Source organism: Pedobacter frigidisoli (assembly GCF_004331675.1).
GTDB lineage: Bacteria > Bacteroidota > Bacteroidia > Sphingobacteriales > Sphingobacteriaceae > Pedobacter > Pedobacter frigidisoli.
In genome coordinates this window covers 160,927-179,457 of the sequence record NZ_SJSN01000001.1, presented here as the reverse complement: position 1 = coordinate 179,457, position 18,531 = coordinate 160,927, and the positions used below count along the sequence as shown (strand labels likewise).

Annotated in this window: 18 protein-coding genes; 7 read left to right on the top strand and 11 right to left on the bottom strand. The window is 37.0% G+C overall.

All coding sequences use genetic code 11. The annotated features are described in order from the left end of the window. Positions 1 to 9 precede the first annotated feature (9 nt). From EZ449_RS00675 to EZ449_RS00655, 5 genes are all read right to left on the bottom strand, one after another. Positions 10 to 768, bottom strand: coding sequence for an AAA family ATPase (locus EZ449_RS00675; RefSeq protein WP_131556031.1), 759 nt, complete (start codon positions 766 to 768; stop codon positions 10 to 12). Between the two features lie 90 nt (positions 769 to 858). Then, positions 859 to 2,346 carry a sigma 54-interacting transcriptional regulator gene (locus tag EZ449_RS00670; protein ID WP_131556030.1) on the bottom strand — a complete coding sequence of 496 codons (1,488 nt, stop codon included), beginning with the start codon at positions 2,344 to 2,346 and terminating at the stop codon, positions 859 to 861. A gap of 84 nt (positions 2,347 to 2,430) precedes the next feature. Beyond that, positions 2,431 to 2,766, bottom strand: a complete 336-nt coding sequence (locus EZ449_RS00665) for a DUF3861 domain-containing protein (RefSeq protein WP_225872186.1) — start codon at positions 2,764 to 2,766, stop codon at positions 2,431 to 2,433. Further along, on the bottom strand, positions 2,767 to 3,864 hold the full coding sequence (locus tag EZ449_RS00660) for a vWA domain-containing protein (RefSeq protein ID WP_131556029.1): 1,098 nt from the start codon (positions 3,862 to 3,864) through the stop codon (positions 2,767 to 2,769). 435 nt (positions 3,865 to 4,299) lie between these two features. Next, positions 4,300 to 5,181 (bottom strand): carbohydrate kinase family protein, encoded by an 882-nt coding sequence (locus tag EZ449_RS00655; RefSeq protein WP_131556028.1) that lies wholly within the window; start codon positions 5,179 to 5,181, stop codon positions 4,300 to 4,302. Between the two features lie 86 nt (positions 5,182 to 5,267). Here EZ449_RS00655 and EZ449_RS00650 point away from each other — a divergent pair, with 86 nt between their 5' ends. Further along, complete coding sequence (locus EZ449_RS00650; protein ID WP_131556027.1) at positions 5,268 to 5,693, top strand: YybH family protein; 426 nt, start codon at positions 5,268 to 5,270, stop codon at positions 5,691 to 5,693. A gap of 112 nt (positions 5,694 to 5,805) precedes the next feature. On the opposite strand, the gene EZ449_RS00645 is transcribed toward EZ449_RS00650, so the two are convergent. The 6 genes from EZ449_RS00645 to hemW all read right to left on the bottom strand — a co-directional run bounded on the left by EZ449_RS00645 (position 5,806) and on the right by hemW (position 11,767). Beyond that, complete coding sequence (locus EZ449_RS00645) at positions 5,806 to 6,420, bottom strand: sugar O-acetyltransferase (protein WP_225872185.1); 615 nt, start codon at positions 6,418 to 6,420, stop codon at positions 5,806 to 5,808. A gap of 355 nt (positions 6,421 to 6,775) precedes the next feature. Then, positions 6,776 to 7,654, bottom strand: a complete 879-nt coding sequence (locus EZ449_RS00640) for a cupin-like domain-containing protein (protein WP_131556026.1) — start codon at positions 7,652 to 7,654, stop codon at positions 6,776 to 6,778. 165 nt (positions 7,655 to 7,819) lie between these two features. Beyond that, the gene (locus tag EZ449_RS00635; protein ID WP_131556025.1) at positions 7,820 to 8,611 is read right to left on the bottom strand and encodes a DUF3050 domain-containing protein; all 792 of its coding nucleotides are present in this window, start codon (positions 8,609 to 8,611) and stop codon (positions 7,820 to 7,822) included. A 301-nt stretch (positions 8,612 to 8,912) separates the two neighbouring features. Next, positions 8,913 to 9,464: a fasciclin domain-containing protein gene (locus tag EZ449_RS00630; RefSeq protein WP_131556024.1), complete on the bottom strand. Its 552-nt coding sequence runs from the start codon at positions 9,462 to 9,464 to the stop codon at positions 8,913 to 8,915. 296 nt (positions 9,465 to 9,760) lie between these two features. Further along, positions 9,761 to 10,543, bottom strand: a complete 783-nt coding sequence (locus EZ449_RS00625) for an SDR family oxidoreductase (RefSeq protein WP_131556023.1) — start codon at positions 10,541 to 10,543, stop codon at positions 9,761 to 9,763. A gap of 93 nt (positions 10,544 to 10,636) precedes the next feature. Then, positions 10,637 to 11,767 carry a radical SAM family heme chaperone HemW gene (gene hemW, locus EZ449_RS00620; protein ID WP_131556022.1) on the bottom strand — a complete coding sequence of 377 codons (1,131 nt, stop codon included), beginning with the start codon at positions 11,765 to 11,767 and terminating at the stop codon, positions 10,637 to 10,639. Between the two features lie 94 nt (positions 11,768 to 11,861). Here hemW and EZ449_RS00615 point away from each other — a divergent pair, with 94 nt between their 5' ends. The 6 genes from EZ449_RS00615 (at position 11,862) to porN (ending at position 18,521) form a co-directional block, all read left to right on the top strand. Then, positions 11,862 to 12,839, top strand: a complete 978-nt coding sequence (locus EZ449_RS00615; RefSeq protein ID WP_131556021.1) for a DUF4271 domain-containing protein — start codon at positions 11,862 to 11,864, stop codon at positions 12,837 to 12,839. Positions 12,840 to 12,852: 13 nt separating this feature from the next. Then, on the top strand, positions 12,853 to 13,623 hold the full coding sequence (locus EZ449_RS00610; protein ID WP_131556020.1) for a uroporphyrinogen-III synthase: 771 nt from the start codon (positions 12,853 to 12,855) through the stop codon (positions 13,621 to 13,623). Between the two features lie 223 nt (positions 13,624 to 13,846). Beyond that, positions 13,847 to 15,172 carry a T9SS ring complex lipoprotein PorK/GldK gene (porK, locus tag EZ449_RS00605; RefSeq protein ID WP_131556019.1) on the top strand — a complete coding sequence of 442 codons (1,326 nt, stop codon included), beginning with the start codon at positions 13,847 to 13,849 and terminating at the stop codon, positions 15,170 to 15,172. A gap of 48 nt (positions 15,173 to 15,220) precedes the next feature. Beyond that, a complete protein-coding gene (gene porL, locus EZ449_RS00600; protein WP_131556018.1) occupies positions 15,221 to 16,027 on the top strand; it encodes a type IX secretion system motor protein PorL/GldL in 807 nt (268 codons plus the stop codon). 43 nt (positions 16,028 to 16,070) lie between these two features. Beyond that, positions 16,071 to 17,606: a type IX secretion system motor protein PorM/GldM gene (porM, locus tag EZ449_RS00595; RefSeq protein WP_131556017.1), complete on the top strand. Its 1,536-nt coding sequence runs from the start codon at positions 16,071 to 16,073 to the stop codon at positions 17,604 to 17,606. Between the two features lie 3 nt (positions 17,607 to 17,609). Continuing rightward, positions 17,610 to 18,521 (top strand): type IX secretion system ring subunit PorN/GldN, encoded by a 912-nt coding sequence (gene porN, locus EZ449_RS00590; RefSeq protein WP_131556016.1) that lies wholly within the window; start codon positions 17,610 to 17,612, stop codon positions 18,519 to 18,521. Positions 18,522 to 18,531: the final 10 nt, after the last annotated feature.

Sequence of the window (18,531 nt, the reverse complement as noted above, 5' to 3'; positions counted from 1 at the left end):
CTGCCTAAATTAAGTATTTGAAGTAAATATATTATCTAAAATTCGTTTAGGATTGTCTAAAAAAGATTTATAAACCCTGTAAATTTCAGATTCCTCATATTTTACTTTGGTTATTTTTTCATCAGCCATTTCGTAAATCGTTGCATTCGGGTAAGCTAAAAGAATAGGGGAATGCGTGGTAATAATGAATTGCGCATTTTTATCAACCAAGCTATTAATTTTGGCTAACATGGCAATTTGCTTGGTAGCTGATAAAGCAGATTCAGGCTCATCCAAAATGTAAACGCCGCTTCCGTTAAAACGGTTCATAAACAGCGACCAAAATGATTGGCCGTGAGATTGTTCATGCAGAGAAATGCCACCGTACGAGTCTATAATTTTTGGTCCATTAGTTCCAAAAGGAACATCTTCATCAAGTTTGTCAATCTCGCTGGCAACGTTATAAAAGCTTTCTCCCCTTAAGAAAAAACCATCTTTAGGTTTTCTGAAACTTTTGCTGATTGTTAAATAATTATGCAAATCTGAGTGTGTTGCCTTACTTGCAAAATTGAAATTTTTACTTCCGCCCTCGGCATTGAAGCCTAAGCTTACCGCAAGTGCTTCAATCAATGTGGATTTTCCCACGCCGTTCTCGCCCGTAAAAAAAGTAACATTTGGATGAAAGACAAGCTCCTGAAATGATTTTAAGAAAGGAATGTTAAATGGATATCTGTCAGGAAGATTCTCCTGACTCAATCTCAACGATAAAAGATATCCGTTAAACTCCATTTATGGTTACCAGAAATTTGCTTGATTAATAAAAAGCTTTGACAACTTTTTGAATGCATATACAGAAAGTTGTCAAAGCTAAAAAATATTTTATCTGAAATCGTCTTCATCCTCTTCCTCATCAAACTCGGCATTAAACAAACTGCCGAACATATCTGAGAAACCGAAACCGCCGTTTAAAAAGTTTTTGCTCAATTGTGAGTACTCAGCCAGACCATGTAAAACGAATTCCATTAAAAGTAAAGTCTGGTTTTCGCTTAGCTTCGGATGGAATTTTTTAACCAAATCATAAAGACTCGGCACCGACATCAATGCTTTTTTATACTGCGAATTTGTTAATGTATCGGTAACATCTAAATTATTTCCCTCGGTAAACCATTCGGTAATTTCGGTATAAGGGTTTGCCGTTTTCGATTTCTTTGCTTTTTCGGGGTCTGGGAAGTAACGTGCAAATAAGGTTTTAACGGCCTTACCAATTAAAGTTGTAGCTACGTGAGCTGGTCCCTCCAATTCGCCCTCGTAAACCAGTTCTATTTTACCTGTTATCGCAGGAATAATTCCTGCTAAATCTGCCAAACGAACAACCGTATTTTTCTCGCCAGAAATTAACATTCTGCGTTCAGCAGTGCTGATTAAATTTTCGTATGCAGATATGGTTAATCTTGCCGAAACACCCGATTTTTGGTCGATATATTCACTTTTACGTGCTTCGAAAGCAATTTGTTCGACCAAATCTTTTACCAAGCCATCGGCCTCGATATTTGCTCTTTGTTCGGCTGTAAGTTTAGCTTCCTGGAAAGTAATTTTACGGGAAATCTCGATGCTTTTCGGGTAGTGCGTTAAAATCTGACTTTCAATTCTATCTTTCAACGGCGTTACAATACTTCCGCGATTGGTATAATCTTCAGGGTTTGCGGTAAACACAAACTGAATATCCAAAGGTAAACGCAATTTGAAACCGCGAATCTGGATGTCTTTTTCCTGTAGCATATTAAACAGAGCCACCTGAATTCTAGCTTGCAAATCGGGCAATTCGTTAATTACAAAAATACTGCGGTGTGCACGGGGGATTAAGCCAAAGTGAATTACACGCTCATCATTGTAGGTTAATTTTAAAGTCGCTGCTTTAATCGGGTCAACATCGCCAATTAAATCTGCAACGGTAACATCAGGTGTAGCTAATTTTTCTGTATAACGTTCGCTTCGGTGTAACCAGGCAATTTCCGTAGCATCACCTTTGGTGGCGATTTCGTTTTTTGCATACCATGAAATCGGGTTCAAGGGGTCGTCAAAAATTTCGCTTCCAGCAACGTATGGCACATATTCATCCAATAAGTTTACCATTAAACGGGCAATACGCGTTTTCGCCTGACCGCGTAAACCTAAAAGTAAAATGTTGTGACGAGAAAGTATTGCAGTCTGCAACTCTGGAATCACGGTTTCATCGTAACCGATAATGCCCTCGAATTCTGTTTTTTTATCTCTAAGAACCTTAATCAGGTTTTCTCTCAGCTCTTCTTTAACCGACCTCGATTTATATCCTGTGGTTTTTAATTCGCCTAATGTGGTGTTTTGCATATTGAGGTTTAGGGTGTAGGATTTAGTTTTTAAGGTTTTGCAATGCGCCTAACCATAAGCTAAATCTGTCTTTTGTTTTTTAATTTATTTACTTTTTAGCTTTTTCATAAACTCACCAATAGCTGGTTGCAGTTCTTTAAAAAGCTCATTATCTCTGTTTTTGAGTATTACTTCGGTAAACATTTTCAAGCCAATAGCAAACTCTACACTTTGATTTTCATCTTCAAAAATGCTTTTGCTTTTAACGGCGTTTATAATATTGAAAAGGTTATCGTGATTATCGAATTCTAATGTTAGAGGGGCGTTTGATAAATCGTCTTCCTTTGCTAAAGATATTTCTTCTAATGTTAACTTATATTTATTTGTACGTTTCGCCATTGTGTTATCTTGTTTTTCCTGCTTCGGACTAAAAACTTCCAACTATTTTACTGTTTTTCTTCTGTTCTTAATGTAATCTTCAAAAATGTATTCGCCCAATCCGTTCAACGAGCTGTAGAAAGCTCTTCCACCGTTAATTTCGGTAAACTGACGAACGAATTGTTGCAAATAAGGGTCTTTGGCAATCATAAACGTCGTGATTGGGATTTTCAATCGCTTGCACTGTGCAGCCATATTTAAGGTTTTATTAATCACCTTTCTATCCAAGCCCATACTATTTTTATAATACTTGCCATTTTCTTTCAAACAGGTTGGTTTCCCGTCTGTAATCATAAAAATTTGCTTGTTATGCGTTTTCCTGCGTCGAAGTAAATCTGCTGCCAATTCCAAACCTGCGTAAGTATTGGTGTGGTATGGGCCAACCTGCAAGTAAGGCAAATCCTTAACCGTAATCGGCCACGCATCGTTTCCAAAAACCACAATATCCAAGGTATCTTTCGGATATTTTGTTTTAATCAGTTCTGCCAAAGCCATCGCTACTTTCTTTGCAGGTGTAATTCTGTCCTCGCCGTATAAAATCATCGAATGCGAAATATCAATCATCAGCACTGTAGAAGTTAAGGTTTTGAAATCCTTTTCTTCCACCTCCAAATCTCTGTCAGTTAATGTGAAATCGCCTATTCCGTGGTTTATTTGTGCATTTTGTATAGAAGCTGTCATATCGATTTGGTCTAAACTATCGCCAAAACTATATTCGCGTCTATCGGCATTTTTCTCTTCGCCAATGCCCGATTGGTTGCTGTTATGATTCCCACGGCCAGATTTTTTCAGTTTACCGAAAATCTCATCCAGAGCCGATTTACGAATTGTTTGCTCAGTTTTAGCCGTAATCTTAAACTCTCCAGATTTGTTATCTTCAGTCAGGTAACCCTTATCTTTCAAATCATCGATAAAATTCCCGATGCCGTAATCATTATTGGTTAATTTGTATTGTTTGTCGAGTTCGTTGAGCCAGCTTAATGCCTCAGCCGCATCGCCCGAAGTATAATTTAGCAATTCGCTAAATAATTTCAGCAACTCATCGAACCCACCCTTTGGCGTATCGCCAGGCTTATAATCAGAAAAACGAAAACCTCTCATGTGCTTGTATTAACGAATTATTAAAGGTAAAAGTTTCGATTTGGATTAATTTAAGCGGGGTGTCATATTTGGGTGAAATCGCAAAGACTAAAGCTTAAAGAACAAAACGAAAACTTCCAACTGAAAACTGATTTGGGCGTTTCCCAAGCTACGCAAGGGTCGGGCTTTTCAGGGCTCCGCTTCGCTGCGGTACCGATGAAGAATCGGTACTGAACCCTTACAATCCCTAACGCAAACCCAGCGTAATAAGCGATGTGACAATAATTTTTTTGTAACCGTTGACTGAAGTCAACGGCAATGACTGAGTGTCAAAAGCTTTATGCGGTCGTCATTGCGAGGTACGAAGCAATCTTACTACGATCGATATAAAAACCCATAGCTTTAAGATTGCTTCGTGCCTCGCAATGACGTGATGGTAATTTTCCATGGCAGAAACTAACCCAACGCCATATGATAAATCTTCTTATTATACTCAGGATTTGCACCAGCTTGCGATGCCACAAATGCCCCAACCTTACAGGCATTATCCAAAATCGTTTCCATTGAGTAGCCTTGTAAATAACAAGCAATAAAAGTAGCTAAGAAAGCATCACCAGCCCCAACTGTATCCACAACCTGGACTTTGTAGCCAGCATGTTTAAACAACTTGCCGTCTTTTAAAACACACGCACCTTTATCACCCAGTGTTAAGCAAATAATTTCGATGTTGAATTGGGCTGAAAGTTGTTTTAAAATTTGCTCATCCGTATTTCCCGTTAAACCAAAAGTATCACGAACCCAAACAATTTCATCTTCATTAATTTTTAAGATATCAGCATGGGTTAAAAGCTCACCAATTAATTCTTTTTCATAAAATGGTGCACGCAAATTGATGTCGAAAATTTTTGTTTTCGCATGTTCCAAAAGCGAAAGAATTGTCTTTTTTGACTGCTCCTCACGACAAGTTAAGCTGCAATAAACCAATGCGTCGGCTTGTTTTACGGCTTCAATATTTTTATCGTTTAATTTGATATCATCCCAGGCAACAGGTTGTTTTATGGTATAAGTCGCCTGGTGGTTTTCATCCAGTTGAACCACAACAGTGCTGGTCGGCAATTCGGGATTAATTTGGATTAAATCAGTCGGGAAATGATTTCCACCAAGAAAATTTAGTAGTTCCTTACCGTTATCATCATCGCCAACGGCGCTTATAAAACTGCTGTTTACACTTTGTTTATGAAGATTTAGTGCAACGTTCATACTCGAACCGCCAGCCTTTTTTCCATCAGGAAAAACATCCCAGAGTATTTCGCCGATTGTGATAACTTTATTTTGCATATAGAGGATTGAAAATGTAAAGAAACAATTTTTATACACGGAACGAAATATTTTGTTTTATATCTGTACAACAAGACCTGAAAATTATGAAAAGAATCTTAATTATTACCTTAATGATGGTTTCGTTCGGAACCTTTGCCCAAACACCAATAGATAAACAAGCCATTTTAAATGTGCTGGAAAAACAACGTCTTAACTGGAATAAGGGAGATTTGGGAGCTTTTATGCAAGGTTATGTAAAAAGCGACAGCTTGCTTTTTGTTGGGCAAAGCGGACCAACTTATGGCTGGCAAAAAACTTTAGATAATTACAAAAAGACTTATCAGGGTAAAGCAGGAATGGGACAATTGACTTTCGGCATTAAGAAAGTAGATTTCTTAAATAAAGATGTAGCTTTTGTTTTAGGAAGCTGGCATTTAAAGCGTGAGAAAGATGAGCCTCAAGGTTATTTCACTTTGCTTTTCAAGAAGCTAAATGGCGAGTGGAAAATCTTTGTAGACCATTCGAGTTAGTGGAACTGTAAGATGTAGGAGGGAAGACGGAAAATGGGAATAAACTATATTGTCAGTCTGAGCTTGTCAAAGACCATATCTTTCGACAAGCTCAAGATGACAAGTCGACAACCTATTCTCCTAATTTAAAATCCTTATAATAAAAATCCTTATCCTCGTCCGTAAGCTGGCGGATAACCCTGCAAGGATTTCCAGCAGCAAAAACATTATCAGGAACATCTCTTGTAACCACACTACCAGAACCAATAACCACATTCGAGCCGATTTTTACACCTGGATTTATCACCACGTTTCCACCAATCCAAACACTGTTGCCAATGGTAACTTCCTGTGCCCATTCGTATTCCTGGTCGCGTAGGTGTGCGTGTATTGGGTGACCAGCAGTATAAATCGCAACGTTTGGCGCAATAAAAACACTATTACCAATACTAACTTTAGCGCAATCTAAAATGACTAAATTAAAGTTTGCGTAAAAGTTGCCTCCGATTTCGATATTGTAGCCGTAATCGCAACGGAAAGGCGGTTCAACGTAAAACATTTTTTCAGTTTTACCGAACAATCTTTTCAGCAACTCCTTGCGTTGTTTGATAAATTTCGGCGCTAGGTTATTAAATTCGTAAACAATTTCTCGGGCCTTTAATCTTTCTTGCGATAATTCGGAGCCGCCAGCTTGGTAAGCTTTGCCAGCCAGCATTTTTTGTTTTTCTGTAAGTATGTTGATTTCCATTATTTAGATTGAATTTCTCGAATGATTAGACTTAAGATTTTAATTTATGCTTTGACATGCTACCATTTACGTTTTCTGTCCTTGCGAGAATATTCTCCGATTCTTCATCGGTAATATTCGTGGCAATCTCCTCCTTGCTCATTTCAATGTGCTAATAGCAATGAGTTTGCCACGAAACTATGAAAAATAGTTTCTCGCAATGACGACCCCTCAAACGTTACTCATATTGATTTTATGAAATAAATTAACTTTCAGCATTAATAGCTGATACAAAAAAACGGGGCTATCGATACATCGATTCCCCGTTGAAATTGCTTTCCCCAAACCACTTAAACGTGGTTAGATCTATTTTATTTTAAGGTCTTCCCTTTGCCAATGCTTTTTCAGCAATTTTAACCGCTTTTTTCTCTCTCCAATGAGCGTACTTCTCTTTGAAGGTCATTTTGATTAAACTATCAATAGCGCCATGCGTAAATAAGCTCCAAACGCTGGCGACTTTGCGGGTAATCGATTGGTCCCAAGCACGCAAGCTTAAAGAGAACGAACCATCAAGATATTTCATCCAGTGCCACATTCCTGTAGGCATAAATAAGGTATCGCCATGCTCCAAGAAAACCTCATAACCCTCAACGCCGTTTAAGGCAGGGAATTTTTTGAAATCAGGGTTGGCAACATCATAATCTTCCAAAGCATAGGTTGCATTCGGTAGGCAATACAACCTGTCTTTCCATTTATTGTCGAAAAGAACAATGTGTTTTCTGCCGCCAAAATGAGTGTGGAAAATATGAGGTAAATCGATATCGTAGTGTAAAAAAGTTACCGAATTGGAACCTCCGAAAAACATTGCGGGCATACTTTCTATAAAGCCACCCATTAAATCTTTCGGAATTTTAATATCATTAATTAAGCTCGGCACTTTCTTAAATAAATTAAAAAAGAAGATTCTCAATTCGGTAGGCTCACGTTTAATTAAATCCAGGTAATCGCCGAATTTCATGTGTGCTGTAGCAGCATTAATCGGCTTAGATGGGTCTGCTTTTGAATTATCGTACAACGGCACTTCCAGTTCTCCACCAATTTCCTTTAAATATTCAGTCGTCCATTTCTCTCTCGCAGGCCAATCTTTAGTTAAGCCTTTAATTACTAATGGGCGTTTTGTTTTCAGGTAATTTTTTTTAAAATCCTCAGGAGTTATACTCTCAACGATGTCTACTGGTTTTAAAATGAAACTCATGCGCTTAAAATCCGTTATTTGTGGACGAACAACAAATGTGTAAATTTTATTTTACAAATTGAATATCCGTGAATAAATGTGACTAAAATTACTTAATTCAGAATTTACAATAACTTAACAAGAAAAATATTTTACCTAGTGATGCTCAATCGATAACTTGAACAGTTAACCCTCAGCCAATACCTTTCTGCCTACAATTTCGGCATAAGCAGCGTCCCACAAATCGATGCGTTTTTGCAAGGCAATCTTAGTGGTCTCTTCAGCCTCAATCCAAAAAAGTTCATCTTTTTCGCAAAGTTTTTCTGTCATCGATAAAGCTAAATGACTATGATGATCGCCATCTACTTCTATATGGCGATCTAGGTAATATTTAAAAATAGAAACCTTATCAGGTTGAATGCTATTTATATCATTTACCATGCTAAAGAACATGTTTGGAATTAAATCTTCTCGACCGAAAGTAAAGCTAGCTGACTGCAAATGCGTTTTGCCACTGTTAATAGTTTCAAAAGTAGAGTTAACGAACTCTCTTGCCGATAGGGGAACCTCAGCAAGTTCAAAAGCCATGTCAAAATCACGCCCCTTTTTTAAGGAAAGTAAGAAATGATTAATTGGTTCGGTATTGGCGCCACATTGCTGCATAGCATCCAAATACAACTCAAAGTGGCTTTTAATGTCGCCATTAGCATCAACATCGCTTTCTTCGCCAGCTACAATTTCATTAATTAATTGTCTGGTAACCGCATCTCCAACAGGAAACCAAGGTAATGTGGTACAGGTTAAATTTATTTGCAAGGCTTTAAGCAGCGACATAAAATCCCAAACAGCGTAAATATGGTGCTCCATAAAAACCTGTAGATCTTCTAATTCACTAATGGCCGAATAAACCTTATGATTAATAATCTGCTGCCTTAAAGGCTCGATGTTTTCTTGTATTTTTATAATATTGGGATGCATGCATTTTATTTGGTAAATAACGCTTTCTACAGCAAAATTATGTAGTTAATTATAGCAAATGGTACAAAATCCAAAACGTGAAATATATCTGACAATTACCATCAACACCGATTGAGTTTATATAAAAAATGTCCCTGCTTTAATGCAAGAACATTTAATTAAAAATCGCATGGGATGCATTATATTTTATATGGATCATTTCTACGCATCAACATTTACGAGTAATGACTGACTTCGGTTTTAACCAAAGCAAAAAAGCCTCTGCATTGCAGAGGCTCTTAATATTTTATGGTGTATTATATTAGTTTGGCATCAAAACAGTATCCACAACATGGATAACGCCATTCGATTGATTAACGTCAGCGATAGTTACAGTACTCATTCCACCTTTAGCATCTGTTAAGATTAACTTTTTACCCATCATTTTGGCAGTTAATTTCTCGCCCTGAACAGTAGTAAATTCTGCTTTTCCACCACCAGCTTTAATTGCTTTTGCAATTGCTTTGCTATCCATTTTGCCAGCAACAACATGATAAGTTAAAATTTTTGTAAGCATTGCTTTGTTTTCTGGTTTCACTAAAGTTGCAACAGTTCCTGCTGGCAATTTATCAAAAGCAGCATTTGTTGGAGCAAAAACCGTGAATGGGCCAGCGCTTTTTAACGTTTCTACTAAACCAGCAGCTTTAACCGCTGCAACAAGTGTAGTGTGGTCTTTAGAGTTTACTGCGTTATCAACAATATCTTTGTTAGCATACATTGCTGCTCCACCAACCATCGGATTTTTTTGAGCGTAAACTTGAGTTGTAAATGCCATAGTAATTACAGCAAATGCAGATAAGATTAAATTTTTCATTATTTGTTTTTTTAAGTTTCTGTTATTTGATTCCATGTACGACGCCTTGTAGATACTTGGTTTTTTTGAAACAAAAAATATAATTAATTCACTTATAATCAGGTTATTAAAGTTATTCGTAAAGGTGCTACGCAATCACTTCGGTTTCAGCAGTCCGTCTTTTCGCTAAATCTTTTGGCAGTTCTTCGGCTGCGCTCAGAACCAGAGCCAAAAGGATATCGCTACAATACGGTTTAGAAAATTTAAACCTGTACAAAAAACTCAGGTTTAAAACCCACAATAAAAAATGGCAGAGATTAGGTAACCTTTGCTTCCCTAATCTTTTTCGAGAATATTTTAGGGAAAAAGCGTTTTAACCAAATGGCTTTGGTTTCCTTACCACCAATGTAAACCTCCTCTTTTTTTGCAGTAATTGCTTTAACAATTTCTGCGGCACATACCGAAGCAGTCATAGCAGCTTCATGTGCATCACCCATAAGGTTTAGTGGTTTTCCGTCTCCGGTAAGGGCATTATAGGTAACATTCGTTTTAATAAAGCCCGGACAAATAATTGTAATTTCGATATTTTTATCATACACCTCTGAGCGTAGAGAATCGAAATAACCATGCAAAGCATGCTTCGAGGCTGAATATGCGGAACGTAATTTTGTTCCGAATTTTCCGACCAAGCTGCTTATCACAACAATTTGCCCGCCACCGTTTTTAATCATTAATGGTAAAACAGCTTTACTTAAAACCACGGTTCCCCAAAAATTGGTATCCATAATTTGCTGTTCCGTTTTTAAATCGGTTTCCATTGCCAATCCCCGCTGACTAACGCCGCCGCTATTAATTAACAAGTCGATTTTCCCGAAGATTTTAATGGCATCTTCAGCTTTATTTTGAAGCGTTACAGTTTCGCTTAAATCGAAAGGCAAAACATGAACATTAAAAGAATTTTGGCAATTCCCTTTTACACGAAACAGCTCATCGCGGTTACGTGCAGAGATAATCAACTTGTCTCCAGCTTTAAAATATTCGTAAACTAAGGCTTCTCCAATACCTGAAGATGCGCCTGTAATCCATACAATTTTCGACATATAAATTAATTTTTGAATGATTGAGGATTGGATGAGTGTATGTCAATTATATCCGATATGTTCAGTAATTCTCTAATTCACTCATTCTCTAATTCAATCATTAACTATGAACAATTCCGAAGCAATATGGTCGGCAAAGAGCTTCCCACTTTGGCTTAGTTTTATGTTATCACCATCAATCATCAACCAATCCTTATCTTCAAAACTGCGGAGGTTATGTTGAGTTTCTTCTAAGAAATCCTTTCCAAAGTCAGCTTTTATCTTTTGTAAATCAGTGCCCCACATGGTTCTTAGGGATGTCATCATATATTCGTTAAAACGGTCGTTCAAACTCAATTCTTCTACAATTTCGGGCAGTTTGTTACTTTCTATTTTTTCAATATAAATTGAATTATTAGCAGGATTCATATATCGGTTTTGTCCATCGAAACCATGCGCCGATGGCCCGATGCCAATGTAATTAACACCTTTCCAATAGTTTGTATTGTGAACCGCATAACAACCTGGATTGGCAAAATTCGAAATTTCATAATGCTCAAAACCCGCTTTGGTTAATTTATCCATCAATATCACAAATTGGGCGGCACTTTGGTTATCGTTAACAGGGCTTTGTTTTTTGTTTTTAATGGCGTGGGCTAAAGCCGTTCTAGGCTCAACTGTCAATGCGTAAGCAGAAATGTGCGGCACTTGTAAATCGATTGCTTTATCAATGTTACTCAGCCATTTTGTATCCGTTAGCAACGGGTAGCCATAAATCAAATCGAGTGTTAAGTTTTCAAAACCTGCATCCTGGCTTCTTTTAATGCAATTTTCGGCTTCATCGGCATTATGTGCCCTGTTCATCCAAATTAAATCCTCATTAAAAAAAGATTGAATGCCTACGCTGAAACGGTTAACTGGGAGCTTTTTTAACTCTTTTAATTTTTGTGCGGTTAAATCGTCAGGATTGGTTTCAATGGTAATCTCTGCATTTCCATCAACAGAAAATGTCTGGATTATCGCATCGAAAATCTTTTGTAAAGCTGCTTGAGATAAAATAGACGGTGTTCCTCCACCAAAGTATATTGAACCAACCTGACCCGAAATTCTATCCTTTTTCATTTTGATTTCCTTGCAAATGGCTTCAACCATTTCATCAGCATATTTTAAAGATGTACTGAAATGAAAATCGCAATAGTGGCAAGCCTTTTTACAAAAGGGAATATGGATATAGATACCTGACATTGCAGCAAAGATACAGCATATTCTAAATCCATTTATTTTCTTTAGGTAAACAATGATTATTCAATTACTTTTGCATTCATATTTTTGATTAAGCATGCCGAAAATCATTTTAGTTTTATTTGCGTTTTTATTGTTTGCTGATTCCCTTTCAGCGCAGCAAATTCAGGCTAAATCAGATTCAAGTTCGGTGGTCAAATATCAATACAGAAGATATCGTCCCGATTCTGCAACGCTTGCCAGACAAGTTTTTGTTACTGATTCCATCATTCATCACACTTGGGTTTTACCAGATAGTTTAATCAATAAGGGCGCCCTGCTCGATACCATTCAAAAAGAATATGTTTTTCCGAAGCTCGATTTATTGGCATGGCAGAAAAAATATCAGTATCTAAAAAAGAAAGCGAATCCTTACCAACTCGGTGCAAGTATTCCAAAGGGAAATGTTGGTTTGCTGGGGTTCATTTTTGCTATGTTGGTTATTTTTGCAATTCTAAAAAATGCCTTTTCCAAACAGCTCTCTGCAATCGTTCAATCTTTCTTTAGCAATAGAATATTAAATAACATAAATAAAGAGGATAATTTATTTAGTTCTTGGCCATTTTTGCTCTTATTCATCCAGTTCGGTTTCATCTTAGGAATGTTTTTCTTTCTTGTTGCGCAGTATTACGATATGTACCAAGCTAAAGATGGATTTAGGTTTTTCTTTACCATCTCCATCACCATAATTGTGTTTTATGCATTAAAATTAATCATACTGCGCTTTCTTGGTTATCTTTTTAATGTTCAAAAGCCCGTTGGCGAATACATCTCTATTTTGTACCTCAGTTATTTCAATGCATCATTACTTTTTATCCCTTTGGTGGTTGCATTTGCATTATCTCCACTCAAATATGGAGTAGTGTATATTGTGTTGGCATTCTTACTGTTAGGCATTATTTTTGCATTTCAATTACTAAGAGCTGGTGTAACTATACTTTCTAATAATAAGTTTTCTCGAATGCATTTATTTTTGTACTTTTGCGCCCTCGAAATATGTCCTATTTTAATACTAATTAAAACGATAGGATTGTAGCAGGAAAAGGAAAATGCAAGAAAAGAACGACTCTAGAATTCGCAAAGTAAAAAGTATTTTGGTTACTTTACCAAAACCTGAAACAGAAAAATCTCCTTATTACGATTTAGCAAAAAAGCTGAACTTAAAGGTTGACTTTAGATCGTTTATTCATGTTGAAGGAGTGCCAGCAAGAGACTTTAGGAAAGATAAAATCAACCTAACCGATTTCACAGCAGTTATCTTTACCAGTCGTAACGCTGCCGATCATTTTTTCAGAATCTGTGAGGAAATGCGTTACGATGTTCCAGCTGAGTTGAAATACTTCTGTCTGTCTGAAACTATAGCGTTATATCTTCAGAAATACATTCAATATAGAAAGCGTAAGATTTTTTTCGGTAAACAAACTGCTGCAGATTTAGCCGAGGTATTGAAAAAACATGCGAATGAGAAATTTTTATATCCTTGTTCTGACGTAGCTACAGAAGATACCATGAAGTTTTTGGAGAAAAGTGGATATGATTTTACCCCCGCTGTTCTTTTCAGAACTGTTGTAAGCGATCTATCAGATTTAGCTGAAGTATTCTACGATGTAATTGCATTTTTCAGCCCTTCAAGTATTCAATCATTATTTAAAAACTTCCCAGATTTTAAGCAGAATAATACCCGTATTGCTGCCTTTGGAACCAATACGAGCAAGGCTTGTACAGATGCAGGGCTAGTTGTAGATATCGCCGCACCAACCCCAGGTGTTCCGTCAATGACTTTAGCCATTGAAAATTATATCAAGGTATCTAATAAATAATACATTCAATAATTTATTTTAAGTCAACACAATAAATGCGTAACTTTGCTGTTATAAGAGAGTTACGCATTTATTGTAACAGGAATATTAAGTGATAAGGTATTATAAACCAACTTTATTACCGTTTAAACAACGATTTAACTTAAAATATTTGCTTTTGTTGATAATTTCAGTGATTTTTGATAAAATTGCTCCTAATCGTGCATAGCACAACATAAAAAATATGAAGAAAATCTACCTTCTAGCTATTGTGGGTATAACTGTTTTGCTGGCGAGTTGCGGTCATGGAGGCCAAGGCGAGTTGGTGGGTGCTTATAACCGAAAATTCAAAAATAATCGTATTCCATTAGGGATGGTTTATATTCCGCCAGGGCATACTCCACTTGGTGGTTCTGACGAGGATATTACCTTTTCTCAAAATGGACCAAGTAGAATGACTACCATTAGTGCATTCTTTATGGATCAAACAGAAATTTCTAATGCAGAATATCGTCAATTTACCAATTGGGTACGCGATTCTATTGCTGTAACCATGATGGGAATGCCACAACAATTTACAGTTACCCCAAGAAATGGAACGGCTACAGCTGTTGGTGGAGAAAAGTATATCGATTGGAAAAAAGTTGGTCCTAATGGTGTAAATATTTGGCGTGCTCGAGGGCGTGGTAATAATCAGGCTCAACAAAGCCAGCTAGATGGTATGTATTATTCGGGTTTAGATGCACTTCCTGGCAAAAAAGAATTTGATGTTCGTAAGTTTGAATACAGCTATGCTGAATTGAGTATGGATAAAGCTGCGGCCGGCCATAAAAATCCAAATAGCAAACGTCAAGATTATATCGATCGCTTTACCATTGCCATCTATCCAGATACTATGGTTTGGAAAACAGATTACTCGTATTCTCAAAACGATCCAATGGTTCGCGGTTACTACAACCATCCATCTTATGATGATTACCCTGTAGTTGGTGTGAGTTGGGAGCAAGCAAAAGCATTTTCTCATTGGAGAACAAGGTTGTATGATGGTGTTGCTGCGGCAAGAAAAATGCCAGTAGGATCGAGATCTGATTATAGATTACCTGCAGAAACTGAGTTTGAGTATGCTGCTCGTGGTGGTAATACCAAAACAAAGTATCCTTGGGGTGGTCCTTACATTAGAAATACAAAAGGATGTTTACAGGCAAACTTTAAACCGGGTCGTGGAGATTATTCGAGCGATGGTGGTATCTATACTGTTGGTGTAAGATCTTACTTCCCTAACGATTATGGCCTTTATAATATGTCTGGAAATGTTTCTGAATGGACATTAACCGCTTACAATAAAAGTGCCTCTCCGTTATTACACGATTTAAATCCAAACTTTACTTATGATGCTGGCGCAAATGATAGCAAGTATAAAAAACGTAAAGTAATTAAGGGTGGTTCTTGGAAAGACACCGCTTACTTCCTTCAAAATGCTGTTGGAACCTACGAATATCAAGATACACAAAGATCATATATCGGCTTTAGGTGCGTTTCTTCCTACCCAGGAACTGACCTAAGAAATTAACAAACAAACCAAACAACTAAAAACTAAGAAAAACATCATCAAAATTTTATGGCAGCAAAAAAATCACCAAGCTGGTTGAATCCAGCAATTTCATTTGGAGCTAGTATTGTAATTATCGGAGCGTTGTGCAAAATTCTACACATTGGTGGGATTTTTGGAAGTTATGCAATTGGAATTGGACTAGGTGTTGAAGCTATTTTATTCGCTTTAACAGGATTTTACCCACCTGAACCTGAACCAGCATGGGAAAGAGTTTATCCTGAGTTAAGACCAGATTTTAAAGGCGATTTGCCAACTGCCTCAGCAAGACCTGCAGCAGCTGTTTCATCAGGAAATACTGCGGCATTAGATAAAATGTTATCTGACGCTAAAATTGGTCCTGAATTAATCGAAAGTTTAGGCACTGGCTTACGTACTTTTGGTGATAAGGTGGCTACAATCTCTAACGTTGCCGATGCATCTACTGCTACAAATGAATTTACTAGTAAAGTTAAAACCGCTTCTGCTGGTTTTGATAACTTAAGTGCATCTTTTGAAAAAGCTACAGCTAATTTGAAAGCGATGGGCGATAGCAATGTAGATTCTCAAGCTTACCACGATCAGGTTAATAATTTGGCCAAAAACTTATCGGCTTTAAATGCAGTGTATGAATTGGAATTACAAGATTCTAGCGCTCACTTAAAATCGATGAATAAATTCTATTCTAACTTATCACTTACCATGCAAAACTTTAACGAATCGATGGAAGATTCTAAACAGTTTAAGGAAGAAGTGAACAAGTTGGCTAAGAACTTAGCATCATTGAACTCAATTTATGGTAACATGCTTTCGGCCATGAACGGCCCACGTGCATAATTTATTTAGTTTTTAATTTTTAAAAAAGAAAGCTACATAACACATGGCAGGCGGAAAAGAAACAACAAGGCAGCGAATGATCAATATCATGTATTTGGTATTGCTAGCTATGCTCGCCTTAAACGTATCAGATACAGTTTTAGATGCATTCAAAAATATCAACGATAGTTTGGATACTTCTAAAAACAATGTAAATACTAGCATCAATCAACTATTTTCTGCATTCGAAAACTCGAAGTTAAAAGAAGAACCTGCAAGAGCACAACCTATTTATGATAAGGCCAAACAAGCTCAGGCAGCAGCTGATCAACTAAATAATTATATTGAAACTTTAAAAAAGGAATTTACTATAGCAGGTAATGGCATTAATGCAGAAACTGGCGATTTGGTAAATAGAGATAATCAGGATATTGCTTACAATATCATGATCAATCAGAAAAAGGCAGATGAATTAAAGAAAAAAATTAACGAAACTCGCGAAAAGTTAATCTCTTTATTAGATCCAGCAGATAGAGCAAATGTTTCATTTTCGCTCGAAGCAAAAGATCCTGCAAGAAAGAGAAAAGGCAATTGGCAAGAAACGTACTTCGGTGAGGGAACGCCTTTAACAGCTGCAGTGACAATTTTAACCAAACTGCAAACAGATACTAAAAATGCTGAAGCTGAGGTAGTTAAAAAGTTGTTCGGAAACATGGACAAAGCACAGGTAAACTTGGATCAGTTTGCTGCAGTTGCTGTAGCACCAACTTCTTATGTTATCCAAGGTCAACCTTATACTGCTGAAGTATTTTTAACAGCTAGTGATTCAAGATCAACTCCTGACATTACTGTTAACGGAAATAAATTATCAATTAAGGATGGTAAAGGAACTTATACGGGCGGAACAAGCAGCGTTGGTGAATTTACTTGGGTTGGTACGGTTCGTGTTCGTCAAACTGATGGGCAAGTAAAGGAGTATAAAACCCAACCTCAGAAATACCAAGTAGCAAAACCTTCAGCAAGTGTTTCATCAACAAAAATGAACGTTATTTATGCTGGTATTGCTAACCCATTTGCAGTATCTGCAGCAGGTTTCCCATTAGAAAGTGTTAAGGCATCTATCTCTGCAGGCTCAATGTCTGGTGGAAATGGAAACTATACCGTTAACGTTTCTGGTAGCCAAGTTGGTTCAGAAGTTTCAATCAGTGTAAGTGCTAACAATGCTGGAAAGTCAGTAAACTTAGGTGTACAAAAATTTAGGGTAAAAGCTATACCTGCTCCAATTGCTAAAGTTGGTGGTAGAATTGGTGGCGATATTTCATCTGTTCAACTAAAAAGTGAAACAAGCATTGATGCCGATTTAGATGATTTCCCTTTTGATGTGAGCTTTAAAATATTAAGGTATAAAATAACGGTTATTAAACCACGTTCTGAAGCCGTAACCATTCAGGGTAGTGGTGGTAATTTCGCTGGTGCTGTTAGAGCTGCTATGAATGCCATTACTCCAGGTTCGAAAGTGTTTTTTGATGACATCGTTTCACAAGGACCTGATGGCCGTCAGAGAATTTTGCCTTCGGTATCATTCAATGTAAATAAATAGAAGATGAAAAGGATTTTAAGTATCACTGTTTTAGTTTTATTATCTGCTTTTGCTTTTGCACAAAAGAAGCCAACAAAATTGGCTCCTAAAAAGCCCGCAGCGACAGCAGTTGCACCAGCTCCTGAAGTTGTTCCAGCGCCAGTTATTGCAGCCAAAAAGAAACTAAAAGTACCACCAAGAGATGGTTTTTATGCCCGCAAGGATGTAGATAGTACAGAAATGGTTCCTTTTGCAGAAGTGAGGGAAGAAGATGTGTTTTATGCAAAACGTATATGGCGTGAAATTGATTTACGTGATACTGTAAACTCTGTTTTAAAATCGCCGAAAGGAAGGTTTATAGATGTTTTAATTTCTGCTATCAAAGCTGAAGAGCTCACGGCTTATTCTCCTATCGATAGTGTTTTAAATGAAGATGATGCATTCAATAATCCAATGAGTGCAGATTCTGCAGCTAGAGAGGCATTGGGCACATCAGAAATTTCGAATAATAAAACTGGTACAGTTACAACGGTGGTTAATGACTTCAATCCTGAATCGTTCTTAAAATATCGCATTAAAGAAGATTGGATTTTTGATACTAAACGTTCTATTTTTGAACCTCGTATTGTAGGCATAGCGCCTTTAAAATACAACGAATTATCAAAAACATGGCAACCCGTATTCTGGGTTTCTTATGAGGAGCTAAGACCAATTATTGCCCACAAGAGATTAATAAACAATAACAATGATGCTTCTAATTTAAGTTTCGACGATTTCTTTATCCGTCGTTTGTTTAGCAGTTACATTGTTAAGGAATCAAATCCTGGTGATAACAAGATTAGGGACATTATTACAGATCCGAGAGAAAGATTGTTTGAATCAGAGCGGATCAAAAAATCTGTTCTCGATTACGAACAAGGACTTTGGGAATATTAACCTCATAAAG